Raw genomic sequence first — 12,531 nt, 5'->3', positions numbered from 1 at the left:
CCGTGCCCGGCCGCGCCGTGACCAAAAAAACGGGCGCGGGGTTCAGCCGCCTGGCCGTCGTGCCTGAACGACGGCCTCGAGCGTCGGGCGGACTTCCTCGACGTGCCCGAAACCCATGCGGCGCGCCTGTTCAGCGATCCGCGGGTGCGTGGTCAGGGCATGGTGGGCCTGCCAGGCGGGTACGGCAAAGGACCATCGTGGCAGGTGGTGATCGATCAGGTATGCGATGGCCTGGGAGCTGCTGAACAGCCACATGTGTTGCGCCGGCTCGGCCATGGCATCGCGCGCCAGGGCAACGTCATCGGCCTGCCATGTGCCCGGACCGCGCTCGTACGCGAGCAGCGTGGTCACGATGGCACCGCGCTCCTGCAGGCGGGCCATCAACCAGCTGCGTCCTTTGACGGACTGGCCTTCGCCGCCCCCTACGATGGTGACGCGCTGCCCCTTCCAGTCCAGCGGGGCGAGCACGGGCCAGAGGTGCTCGGAGTCGAATTGGCCGGCATCGGGCGGTGGAACGCAAAGCTGGGCTTCGCGGAGCCCGACTGCGTGGCCCGCCTCCAGCAAAGCCCGTGCGGTTCCCGGCCCCGGGGTGGCCGCCAGACAATGAGGTGGCCATGCAGCGTCAGCCGGCCTGAGCTTGAAGAACCACTCGACTGCGGCAGGACTGACGAACATCAGCAAGCGGTGGGACTGCAGGGCGTGCCATGTGTCGTGGACGGCCGAGGCATCGGCCGGAGGGCCGATGGCGATGAGGGGCAGGGCCCGGGCATCGATGCCGGAAGTGCGCAGCCGGGCGACCCACTCGTCGGCCTGCGGTTGCGGACGTGTCACCAGCAGGCGCATCGCCGGCGTCACCGGGCTCAGGCCGCGGGATGCAGTGCGGCCAGCCAGGCTGGACCAGCGAGCTGCTTCAACTCCTGGGCCACGGTCATGCCCAGGGCTTCGGCCTCTGCGGCGGTGGTGGCGGCGCCGCTGAGCGAAGCGGCCACGAGTTCCCCGCTTTCGGGGTGACCCAGGCGAGCGTCCAGAACCAGCTGGCCCTCGCGCCATTGGGCGAAGGCGGCCAGTGGCATCGAGCAGCTGCCGCCCAGCGCACGCGAGACGGCCCGCTCGGCCAGCGTGGCCAGCCAGGTCGGCATGTGGGCAAGGGTGGCGACGGCTGTCGTCAGTTCGGGGTCGTTGGACCGGATCTCGATGCCCAATGCGCCCTGGCCAGCAGCGGGCAACATCACCGTGGGGGCGATCAGGGCGCGGATGCGGCTTTCCAGGCCCAACCGCTTGAGGCCCGCCGCAGCGAGGATGATTGCGTCGTACTGGCCCTCGTCGAGCTTGCGCAGGCGGGTGTCGAGGTTGCCCCGCAGGGGCTCGATCTTCAGATCCGGCCGCAGCGCACGCAACTGGGCAAGCCGACGCAGGCTGGAGGTGCCCACCACCGCGCCGGCAGGCAGTGCTTCCAGCGAGGCGTGGTGGGGCGAAACGAGGGCGTCGCGCGGGTCTTCTCGCTCCATGACGGCCGCGAGGACAAAGCCATCGGGCAGCTCCATCGGAACGTCTTTCAGCGAATGCACCGCCAGGTGGGCGCGCCCCTCTTGCAGCGCCACTTCGAGTTCCTTGACGAACAGCCCCTTGCCGCCCACCTTGGACAGGGCGCGGTCCAGGATCTGATCGCCCTGGGTGGTCATGCCCAGCAACGTGACCGGCCGGGCGAACCGGCGCGACAGGATATCGCGAACATGCTCGGCCTGCCACAGTGCAAGGCGACTTTCGCGGGTGGCAATGATCCAGGGAGAGGAGGCGGGGGCGTTGGTGCTCATCCCCGCATTATCCGCTGTGCCTCAGGCCTGTCCCTTGGCGCTGCCCAGGGTGGCGAGCCGGCGCTTCTGGGTCTGGTTGACGTAGAGGGCCAGCGTTCGGTCTCGTGGATCCAGCCCGAGCAACTGGCAACCAAGGCGCTTGCCTCGGCCTCCCGTTCCGATCACGGTGATGTGCTGAATGGCGATGTCGCAAGTCAGGCGCGTTTCGTCGTCCAACTCGAGGTCGACACCTTCAAGTCGCATACCGGGCTCGAAGGCCGGCGCGCCTTCCGGCAGAAGCAGCGCGACGCCCTGCAGGCTGACGTCGAGCACGCGCAACGCGAGCGGCGATTGGGTCGCGGCGTGATGCTCGATCCGAGCCACCGGGCTGGTCGAAGCCAACGGCTGAACACGGAAGGCTCCGCGCCGCTGGAAGCGATAGACGACATCAGGCAGGCGTGCGTTCAACGCGCCGACCGCGTGGTCGCCGTGAACGCGAACGAGTCCATCGACATCGAACTGCACCTTGATGCTGTCCAGGTAGGCCACGGCGGTGACCTCGCTGTTGTCCAGAAGGGGGCGGAGGCGATGCGCTTCGCCTGCGCCGAATTGCAGGGTGCGTCGTTGGGCGTCCACGGCCTCGAGGACCGTGGTGTAGCTGTCGCCGGCAGGCGTGCTCAGCGTCACCAGTGCGCGCGCTTCGTACATCTGACGCAGCAGGGCAAGCACCTCGACACTGGATCCGATGCGGAAGTCGTCCAGATCGGCATCACGCCCGCGCGAGGCGGGCGTGGAAGGGGGGCGAGCGTCCATGGGCAGCCGTCTCGTCAGTGCATTTTGGTGGGATCGGCAGCATTGCCCATCATGCGGCTGAGGTCGTTGATCCAGGGCTCCGCGAGGTTGCGGATCTCGGCATCGTTGACCAGGATGCGCTGCATGATGCGCGTCTTGAGGGCCAGTTCATTGGGACCCATCGGATGCTCTTCGGATGCGTGCTTGAGCTGAGCGATCAGTACCGCACACGCGCCTTCGAGTTTCACGACGGTGTCCCAGTCACCCTTGCGGGCAGCGCTGAGCATGTCGTGGCTCGCGGTTTCGATGGCTTCGTAGTAGCCCAGCAGGCTACCGGTGAAGAGCTCGTCGTCGGGCTGGCCGAGGATCTCGGGGGCGTTCATGCGCGGAGCTCCATTTGTGAGGGGGCTGCAGCTGATTGAGAGGGCGTGATCGCAACCCACGCTGTGCGCAGGGAGGTCAGCAGTTTGGATACTTCATCCAGCGCGTCCACGTCGTTGCGCAGATTGGCGTGCAGCAGCCTCATGCTCATGTAGGCATACAGGTCGCTGAGGTTGGCTGCCAGTTCGCCACCGTTCTGAAGGTCGAGGCAAGAACGCAGGCCCTGGTCGACGATGTCAATCGACTTGCCGATGTTCTGTAACTTGGTCTCCAGTTGACCATCCCGGATTGCGCCCTGTGCGCGAGCGATGCACTCCAGCGCGCCATCGAAGAGCATGGTGATGAGTTGATGTGGCGATGCACCGATGACGCCTGTTTCCAGGCCGATCTGACGGTATGCGCTGCTCAGGTGCTTGGGGGTCTGAACGTACACGGCGGAGGAGGTGCGAGTGGCAAACATCGTGATGACTCTCATTGAGCGCTGATCAACAGCTCTGAATGTGTATCGGCATCACGGGAGTCAAGCTTGAATGCATTGCGACTCGAGCAACCTGCGAACAAAGGGGCGTTCGCCTGCCTATTGAAATCAATCCCCGTATTGAGCCGATTCGCTGGTCTGATACGCGTCCAGCAGCCGCAACCTTGCCGCTTGGCTAAGAGCCGGATCCGGCTGGCTTTCGGCGGGTGTTGGAGACGGCGGCGTATCCCGGATCCGCGGAAGCGACTGGCTTGCCTGGCTCAAGTCCGCAGCCAGTCTTGCGGCAAGGCCGCCAGGTCCAGCAAGCAGCCGGTTGACGGCATCAGGGGACTGCTCCATGCGATCCCGCAGCCGCTGAGCATCCAGCTCCAGGATACCGTCCGTGCGTTGCGTGACGCCGATCTCATTGAGGGATTCGGCAATGGGTCTGATCAGGCCCTGGCGTGGCGGCGCGACGCTTTCTCGTGGAGACTCAGCATCCAGGGGCGATTCATGATCGGACGAGATGCGTGTCAGATGATTGACCGCACCCAGCAATGAGGCTGTTGCTTTCACCGCGGCTTCTCGATCGGGTTCCACCCGAATCGAGATCACATCCGCGTCGGGCTTGTGCACTCTGAATGTGATGTCCGAAAGATCATCATGGACCACGTTGCTGTTGGTTGTGACGGACCTGCCGTTGATCTGCAGCATGGCGTCGCTGCCGGCCTGTAGCAGCTTCATGCCTTGGCCTGATTGCGGATCCGAGTAAGCCAGCTCACTCAACTCGATGCGAGCCGAATTCGGGATGTCCGGTGACTGAGGGTCTGGCGTTGCCGTGACCTTGAAGCCGTTTGCACCGCCCGTCGCGGACGCTCTCAGGATGAGCCTGGAGCCGCTTGCGTCGCTGACGACCATGGCGCTCACGCCAACCCCGGCTGCATTGATCCTGTCTCTCACACGTTCCAGGGACGTGTCCTTCGGTCCCGTCCAGACCGCGGCCTTGGGCCAGTTGGGGTTCGTCACGAACGCGGAATCGGAGCCGCCCCATGTTCCGATGTCGAGGTTAAGCGTGCCCAGGCCGACAGTGGTGCCCAGGCCGGAGAAGACCGGGCTTTCGAGCATCTGTGCTGTCGCTGTCTTGTCGACCTTGACCAAATAGATCCCGGGCGTACTTCTCGCTCCTGCCACAGCCTCGACGATGTCGGGTCTCTCACTGGTGGCCTTGGTGGCGGACCACACGGCCTCACCCATGAGCCTCATTGCCGACTCAAGGGCTGCAGCCACCGCCTCGTGCTCACGGCCAGAGGCCGAGACCGCGACGGTCGGGCTCCGGGTCGAAGCCGACGTGACTGTGTCTCCCTCGATGGGGGAGCGGGATATCGTGCCTGACTGGTGCAGCGCAATGCCGCCGGCCAGGCCCGCTGACTGCACCGATGACATGGCGTTCTCCAGGCGGGACGAAACGGCTAGATGGACGCCTTCCGAAGCAAGGCATCCTCAACGGTTGTTTCGGTCTTCCCGCACCGGGCTTTAGCCCCTGCGTGTGACAGATTGCAAGAATCGCGGCTTAAAACGCGCGTTTTCCAGTAAGTGCAATCACTTCGATGAATTCAGTGAATTAATCATCTGCGTCACATAGTTGCTCGTACCACTGATCTTCGCCATTTTTTCATCCAGCGCCGTGTACTGCGCTCTGAGGCGCTTCTCGTACAGGTCTGCACGCTGATCGTATCGGTCCTGCTGATTCTGGTTGTTCTTGAGCGTTGTGTTGAGGCCTGCAGTCTTGATCGCGAGTGCGCCGTTCGAGTCCAGGAACGAGCCGACCAGCGACCGGAGCCTGACCGCGATGCCATTTTCGGCGTCGGTTGCACCAGAGGCGTAGGCGAACGCCTTCTTCATCTCGTCCGTGTTGTTGAGCGCGCTCGACAGCTTGGTCTGATTGACGGTCAGCGTTCCAGCCGACGACATCTCGAGGCCCAGGCTCGACAGGTTCTTGAACGACGATGCGCTGCCCGTCCCACCCGACAGGATGGCCCGCAATTGAGACTGGATGCTGAGTGCGGTGCCTTCACCTTGCAGCACGCCGCCTGTCTTTGTTCCGGCGTCGTACTTCGTGTCGTTCTTGATGAGCGTGGCCAGTGCCGTGAACGATGTTGCGAACGTGTTGACGGCCTTGGAGATGGCGTCCTTGTCCTGTGCAACGGATATGTTGATGGCGTTCTGCCCTGTTGTCTTGTTCAGCGTCAACGTGACGCCTGTCAGGACATTGGTCAGCACATTGGACGCCGAGGTGACCGAGATCCCGTTGATCGTGGCCGAAGCGTCCGAAGCCGTCTGTGTCAGCGTCGTGCCAGACGATCCCGATTCCGGATCGTACGCAAACATCGACAGGCCGGGCGAGCCCGGTGTGGTGGGTTGCGAATCGGTCGTCTGAATCCGGAATCCGTTTGCGGCGCCGGTACCTCGGGACTGGATGACCAGCCTCGAGCCGCTCCCGTCCTGAACAATGGACGCCGATACACCTGCACCGCTGCTGTTGATCTTGCTTCGGATATCGTCGAGGGTATCGGAAGACGCGATATCGATCCGGACTGCCGCCTTGCCGGTCTGTGCACTGAATGCAGGGGGAGTACTGGAGCTCCAGGAGCCCAACTCGATGGAAAGCGACCCGGCGCCCACCGTTGAGGTGGATCGTATCGACGTGTTGCTGACCACCGATTGAACGCTGGCCAGCTTGCTGACAGACAGACTGTACGTGCCGGCCAGCGCGCCGTCGCCCGTGCTGACGCTCGCGACGCTGGAGTCCGACGATGCCGCTGTCGTCGTGTTCCACAGGGTGGGCGTTGCCAGCGCGGCCGCCGCATCCTTGAACGATGACAGGGCGGACTGTATCTTCCCGTACTCCGATATCTTCGTCTGGATCTTGCTGGCCTGGGTCTTCAGGTTCGCGATCGGCTGACGCTCGAGCGCCACCAGTTTCGTGACGATGCTCTCCGCATCAAGACCGCTGCCGACGCCCAGTGAGGAAATGGAAGATGTCGTAGCCATGGGGATGCCCTTCGATCCAGATCAGCACAGGAGCACACGCATCCTCGACCTCGAGGACGGTGCGCTCTTTGAAACGTCATTGAGTATCGGCATGAGTCGCCCCATCCTTGAGCCCCACATCACGCTGGAGGCCGGTACGCTTATCCCAGAAGCTTCATCACCTGCTGAGGCAACTGGTTCGCCTGAGCGATCATGGCGTTGCCTGCCTGCTGCAGGATCTGCGCGCGCGAGAGGTTGGCCGTTTCTGCAGCGAAGTCGGCGTCCATGATGCGGCTGCGTGCTGCGGTCTGGTTTTCTGCCGAGACCTGGAGGTTCGAGATGATGGCGTCAAAGCGGGACTGCGTGGCGCCGTAAACCGCACGCTCCTGGTTCACCTTGTCGATGGCACCGTCGATCTGGTCGATCACCGTCTTGAGTGACGCCGTTGTGGCCGTGGAGCCGATCGAGCTGGAAGCCGTCGTGGTCACGGCGGTGATCGATGCGTTCGTCTGCATGTTCACCGTCGTGATCGAGATCAGGTCGTCGGACGTCGTGTTCGCGCCGACCTGGAAGTCGAGCTGGCCCGCTCCGCCCGCGAGAATCGCCTTGCCGTTGAAGGTGGTGGCGCCCAGAACCCGGTTGATTTCCTTGGACAGCTCCTGGAATTCCTTGTCGAGCGAGTCGCGGTCGGAAGAACCGTTGGACGCGTTACGCGCCTGGACTGCCAGTTCACGCATGCGTTGAAGCGCATCGCTGACCTTGCCCAGAGCACCTTCGGCTGTTTGCGCCATCGAGATGCCGTCGTTGGCGTTGCGAACCGCGACGTTCATTCCCTTGATCTGGGAGTTCATCCGCTCGGCGATGGCAAGACCGGCCGCGTCGTCCTTGGCGGAGTTCACGCGCAAACCGGAGGACAGTCGCTGCATGGACACAGACAGAGACATCTGTGATCCGTTCAGATTCCGCTGCGCGTTGAGCGAATTCAGGTTGGTGTTGATGGTCTGTGGCATGAGCACTCCTAATGATTCAGACGGCGTTCGGCATGAGCGCCGACCTTGGGTTGCTGCTGGCCAACCTGCGATCTGTAGCGTTGACCTGTGAGTGAATTATTCGGACGTCATGCGGGGGGCGAAGCGCGGAATAAGGGGGATCTATGCCTGCATTTGCGATCTGTGGGGCCTGAAATGAAAAAGCCGCTCCGGTTGGAGCGGCTTCTGCGAGTGCGGGTGCTTGCCGAGGCGACCAGGTCGCCCCGTTCAAGATCAGCGCAGGAGGGACATGACCTGCTGCGGCAGCTGGTTCGCCTGGGCAACCATCGCGTTGCCGGCCTGCTGCAGGATCTGGGCCCGCGACAGGTTGGCCGTTTCAGAGGCGAAGTCGGCGTCCATGATGCGGCTGCGAGCGGCAGTCTGGTTCTCGACCGAGACCTGCAGGTTGGAGATCACCGAGTCAAACCGAGACTGCGTCGCACCGTACATGGCTCGCTCGGAGTTCACCTTGTCGATGGCCTGGTCGATGTTGTCGATGACAACCTTCAGGCTTGCCGAGGTGGCGGCAGAACCGATCGACGAGGTGCTGCCGGTCACCGCGGTGATCGATGCATCGCTGGTCATGTTAGTCGTGGTCACGGTGATCACGTCGTCGGTGGTCGTGTTGGCGCCGACCTGGAAGTCCTTGGCACCAGCACCACCACCCAGGATGGCTTGGCCGTTGAAGGTGGTGCCGCCCAGAACGCGGGTGATTTCCTTGCTCAGTTCCTGGAACTCCTTGTTCAGGGAGTCCTTGTCGGACGAGCCGTTGGTGGCGTTGCGAGCCTGAACCGCGAGTTCACGCATCCGTTGCAGCGCGTCGCCCACCTTACCCAGAGCGCCTTCAGCCGTCTGCGCCATCGAGATGCCGTCGTTGGCGTTGCGTTGCGCCACGTTCATGCCACGGACCTGGGCGTTCATCCGCTCGGCGATCGCCAGGCCGGCAGCGTCGTCCTTTGCGGAGTTCACGCGCAGACCCGACGACAGTCGCTGCATGGACGTTGCCAGCGAGGACTGCGAAGTGGACATGTTGCGCTGAGCATTCAGCGAGTTGATGTTGGTGTTGATGATCGAAGGCATTTTGCGCTCCTAAAAAGTGTCCTAGAAACCCGGCGAAAAGCGCCGACAAGAAGGTGTTGCGGTGTGCACCGCAGCGTGCCTGCCCGACGCTAGTCAACCGCTGTCTCCGTGTGAGCAATCACCAGAAGCTTCGGCCGGCTAACCGGACCACGTGCCCGTTTGTTCTTCGAGCCGTTGCTTTGTTTATCGGAGCCTGGCGTTTCGACTTGAGTTTTTTTTAAAGTCAACCCTCTTGTCGAGGAGCGCTCGAAGAGCTGCAGGAAGATCGTTCATATCCGTGCATTAATCTCGCCACCCTTCTCTAGACTGATGCGGGATCACACTCGGCTTCATGCCCATCGCAACATGCGCTCAACGCCAATGTCCTCTATCGGCCGGGCTTCCGGGAACTTGAAGGCGGCTCACGCGCATTGGGAGCAAGCTCGCCATGCGAGCAAGAAGGGCGACTGGCAATCGGCGCTGAACGGGTTCAAGAAGGCCCACCAGCTTGTTCCGTCTGACGTGCTTTACGCGATCAACCTCGCTCGAGCGCACCGCGAGCTGACGCAGCTGGATGAGGCCGTCGAGCTGCTCCGCGGCGTGCTGGCCAAGGACCCCGAGCAGGCCCTGGCTCGCAGCCTGCTCGGTGAATGTCTCGCCCAGCAAGGGGACTCCGCTGCAGCGGCTGCTTGCTTGCTGGAGCAGCTGCCTCAGCAGTTGCACAACCTGGACTATCTCGAGGGCCTGTCTCTGACGCTCTTCAACGCCCGTCGATACCCCGAGTGCATCCAGGTGTGCCTCCAGGCGCTCGGCGTGCGTGTCGATCACGCGCAGTCTCACTATCTGCTGGGTGTGTCACTCAATGAGCTCGGGAACAAGCAGCAGGCAATCGAGTGCTTCAAGACTGCACTGGCGCTGGACTATGAGAATGGCACAGGGACGTTGCACAGCCTGATCGCGCTGACGGAGCGAGAGCTGTGTCAGTGGGATGAGGCGCAGCAGCACCTCGAGTCGCTGCGTGCGTATCTCCGCGATCTGCCTTCTGATGCGGTGGCATGGGTCTCCGTGTTCGCGCTCGCCACGCTCGACCCCGACCCGCAGATGACCCTGGTTGGGGCGAAGGCCTGCAGCCGATTCATCGCGCGACATGCGAAGCCGCTGCCCGCTCGGGATACCCCGGTGGGGCAGGGCGGAAAGCTCCGCATCGGCTTCGTTTCCGCCGACTTCCACCAGCATGCAACCTCCATCCTGATGGCAGAGCTGGTGGAGCTCATGGACAAGGAGCGCTTCGAAGTCACGCTGTACTCGCATGGGCCGATCGACAATGACGACATGCACGCTCGCATCCGTCGTGCGGCGGATCATTTCGTCGATCTCCGGCTTGTGGGCGATGCACTGGCCGCACGCCGGATCAGAGAGGACCAGATCGACATCCTGATCGACGTCAAGGGACACACGTCGGGTAGTCGGCTGGCGATCTTCGCCTACCGTCCGGCACCGATACAGGTGACCTGGCTCGCCTTCCCTGGCACAACTGGTGCCACCTACATCGATTACTTCATCGGCGACGCGATTGCCTCGCCTGCCAGCGAGGCACAGCACTACACCGAGAAGCTCGCGCTCATGCCGCAGTGCTATCAGCCCAACGATCGCAGACGGGCGTTGCCAGGCGTGACCTCGAGGTCGGAGCACGGACTTCCCGATGGCGCCCTCGTGCTGTGTGGCTTCAATCAGCCGTTCAAGCTCTCAGGCGAGGTGTTCGACAGCTGGTGCCGGATTCTGCAATCCGTGCCGCGAGCCGTGCTGTGGCTTCTTGCGTGGAACGACTCTATGGCCGATGCAGTTCGCAGCGAGGCATCGCGGCGTGGCATCGACCCGAGCAGACTCGTGTTTGCCCCGAAAGTCTCTTTCGAACAGCACATCAGCCGCTTTGCACTGGCCGATGTCTTCCTGGATTCCTGGCCTTGCAACGGGCACACAACCGTCAGTGATGCGCTGTGGGCAGGCGTACCCGTCGTCACCTACCGAGGACGGACTTTCGCGTCCAGGGTTGCGGCCAGTCTGCTGCATAACGTTGGCATGCCGGACATGGTGTGCGAGTCGGTCAGCGAGTATGAACAAGCGGTGCTCCGCCTTTGCCACGGGCCGCAGCTCAGGGCCTCACTTCGGGACAAGCTGGTCGCAGCACGCAGTACGGCGCCCTTGTTCGACAGCGTTCAGTATGCGCAGCAGTTCGGGGCGCTTCTCGAACGCATGGCCGATCGCCACCGATCCGGCCTCGCGCCGGACCATCTGACGTGACGGGTGCCTGGACAAATGGGGCTCGTCTCCGCGTGATATCGGCCGACTGACCGGCGATTGCCTTGCCTAGCATCGAAGGGACTGCGTTGCTCGCGGCTTGCGGGCGCATCGGTTTCTCATGCTTTCGTTCATCTGCCAGGAAGGTGCCCCGCACATGCGCTCCATTCATCTTTGCATCATCCAGCCGCTCGGCTACGTTCACGCACTCGGCTTCCTGGATCAGGCGAGGTACCTACGCCACCAGTTCCGCCGCTTCGGGGTCGACGTCACCATGTCGAAGAACCGACTGCGGCACGACGCTGTGAACGTGATCTTCGGTGCACATCTGGGGTTCGATCCAGAACTCAGGAAGCGGTATGCGTGCGTCTTCTTCAACCTGGAACAGATGGGGCCTGACGGCGCCTCCCTGCCGTCGAGCTACCTCGATCTGCTGGCGACATCGGCAGTGATCGACTACAACCAGAGCAACCCGAAGCATTACACCAGCCATGTCGACGACGTGCCGATCATCGGCTTCGGTCACGCGCCCTACCTGAAGGCTGATGCCCTGGCGTTCAGTGACCGCCCGATCGATGTGCTCTTTCTTGGCAGCATGAACGAGCGGCGACGCAAGATCATCGATGCCATCGAAGCTGGCGGCACCTCTGTGACCCTGGTGGACAGTGCTGTCTACGGGCCAGAGCGCGACGAGTTGATCCAGCAATCCAAGCTGGTGCTCAACTGCCATTTCTATGAGGCCGCCCGCTTCGAGCAGGCGCGGGCATTTCAATGCCTCTCCTTGGGCGCAGGATTCGTCAGCGAACGAACGGCGGCCACTTGTCCGCCTCCGCAGTTCGAGCAGTCGGTCTTCTGGGTGGACGATGGCGACTGGGGGCGGACGATCCGAGGTCTGCTGAATGACCCCGAGCTGCCTTATCGCGTTCAGGCCGCGTTGTCTCTCTTTGCCGAGCACGACTTGACTGACGAGTATGCGGATGCATTCGTCTTCATGCAGTCGTTTGCCGAAGCGCACCTGTCGTCGTTGCCGTCAGAGCCTTGGCGTCCGACGCGACTGCACATCGGCTCGGGCAAGGACTATCGGCCGGGATGGCTCAATGTGGACATTCTCGAGCGTGCTGAGCCCGATGTCCTGCTCAACCTTGCCGAGTCTTGTGCATGGCCCCTGTCTTTTCAGAGCCCGGTCGTGGGTCCGGTCATCCTCGAGCCAGGGTCGATCGACCTGGTGTATGCCAACAATGTGCTCGAGCACGTTCCTGATCTGCCGACCCTGATGACGAACTGCCTGACATTGCTGCGCGACGGCGGCGTGATGGAGATCGAGGTGCCTTACGAGCATGCTCGAACTGCATGGCAGGACCCGACGCACATCAGGGCGATGAACGAGGCGTCCTGGCTCTACTACACCGACTGGTTCTGGTATCTGGGATGGTTCCACCACAGGTTCCACCTGACCGAGTTCACATACCTGGACGCGCACCTGAAGCCCTGTGAAAAGACTGTGGCGCACTTCATGCGGGTGCGGCTGACCAAGGCCACCACCAGCCTGTCCGAGCGCATGACGGCCCGGACCTTTCAGTCCCACTTTGGCGGTATTCCAGACGACGTCGCGTGATGGTCGACAGGGCGACTGTGGTCGCTCTGCCTGAAGTCTCGAACCAGCAGCCCTGACCCGTTAGCCCAGAGAGCGAGC

At 62.8% G+C, this 12,531-nt stretch carries 11 protein-coding genes; 2 read left to right on the top strand and 9 right to left on the bottom strand.

Going from position 1 to position 12,531, the window contains the following annotated elements:
* Window positions 1-42: 42 nt before the first annotated feature.
* The 9 genes from QZ709_RS07705 to QZ709_RS07665 form a co-directional block, all read right to left on the bottom strand.
* The gene (locus tag QZ709_RS07705) at window positions 43-831 is read right to left on the bottom strand and encodes a uroporphyrinogen-III synthase (protein ID WP_294636681.1); all 789 of its coding nucleotides are present in this window, start codon (window positions 829-831) and stop codon (window positions 43-45) included.
* 29 nt (window positions 832-860) lie between these two features.
* Window positions 861-1,814, bottom strand: coding sequence for a hydroxymethylbilane synthase (gene hemC, locus QZ709_RS07700; RefSeq protein WP_294636680.1), 954 nt, complete (start codon window positions 1,812-1,814; stop codon window positions 861-863).
* A gap of 21 nt (window positions 1,815-1,835) precedes the next feature.
* Window positions 1,836-2,606 (bottom strand): flagellar brake protein, encoded by a 771-nt coding sequence (locus tag QZ709_RS07695; RefSeq protein ID WP_294636679.1) that lies wholly within the window; start codon window positions 2,604-2,606, stop codon window positions 1,836-1,838.
* 14 nt (window positions 2,607-2,620) lie between these two features.
* Entirely contained in the window at window positions 2,621-2,968 is a 348-nt protein-coding gene (locus tag QZ709_RS07690; RefSeq protein WP_294636678.1) for a flagellar protein FliT, read from the bottom strand.
* Complete coding sequence (fliS, locus tag QZ709_RS07685) at window positions 2,965-3,426, bottom strand: flagellar export chaperone FliS (RefSeq protein WP_294636677.1); 462 nt, start codon at window positions 3,424-3,426, stop codon at window positions 2,965-2,967. The genes QZ709_RS07690 and fliS overlap by 4 nt, the downstream gene beginning before the upstream one ends.
* A gap of 126 nt (window positions 3,427-3,552) precedes the next feature.
* Window positions 3,553-4,866: a hypothetical protein gene (locus QZ709_RS07680; protein ID WP_294636676.1), complete on the bottom strand. Its 1,314-nt coding sequence runs from the start codon at window positions 4,864-4,866 to the stop codon at window positions 3,553-3,555.
* 156 nt (window positions 4,867-5,022) lie between these two features.
* Window positions 5,023-6,474, bottom strand: a complete 1,452-nt coding sequence (fliD, locus tag QZ709_RS07675) for a flagellar filament capping protein FliD (protein WP_294636675.1) — start codon at window positions 6,472-6,474, stop codon at window positions 5,023-5,025.
* Between the two features lie 140 nt (window positions 6,475-6,614).
* On the bottom strand, window positions 6,615-7,463 hold the full coding sequence (locus tag QZ709_RS07670) for a flagellin domain-containing protein (RefSeq protein ID WP_294636674.1): 849 nt from the start codon (window positions 7,461-7,463) through the stop codon (window positions 6,615-6,617).
* Window positions 7,464-7,715: 252 nt separating this feature from the next.
* Complete coding sequence (locus tag QZ709_RS07665) at window positions 7,716-8,561, bottom strand: flagellin domain-containing protein (protein ID WP_294636673.1); 846 nt, start codon at window positions 8,559-8,561, stop codon at window positions 7,716-7,718.
* Between the two features lie 360 nt (window positions 8,562-8,921).
* Between QZ709_RS07665 and QZ709_RS07660 the strand changes: the two genes are divergently transcribed.
* Both QZ709_RS07660 and QZ709_RS07655 read left to right on the top strand, forming a co-directional pair.
* Window positions 8,922-10,841 (top strand): tetratricopeptide repeat protein, encoded by a 1,920-nt coding sequence (locus QZ709_RS07660; RefSeq protein WP_294636672.1) that lies wholly within the window; start codon window positions 8,922-8,924, stop codon window positions 10,839-10,841.
* 118 nt (window positions 10,842-10,959) lie between these two features.
* A complete protein-coding gene (locus tag QZ709_RS07655) occupies window positions 10,960-12,453 on the top strand; it encodes a methyltransferase domain-containing protein (protein WP_294636671.1) in 1,494 nt (497 codons plus the stop codon).
* The last annotated feature ends 78 nt before the right edge of the window (window positions 12,454-12,531 follow it).

The organism is uncultured Aquabacterium sp., assembly GCF_913773725.1.
In the GTDB taxonomy this organism is placed as follows: Bacteria; Pseudomonadota; Gammaproteobacteria; order Burkholderiales; family Burkholderiaceae_C; genus Aquabacterium.
Note: the sequence above shows the minus strand (reverse complement) of the source record. Positions and strands in the feature narration are given on the sequence as shown.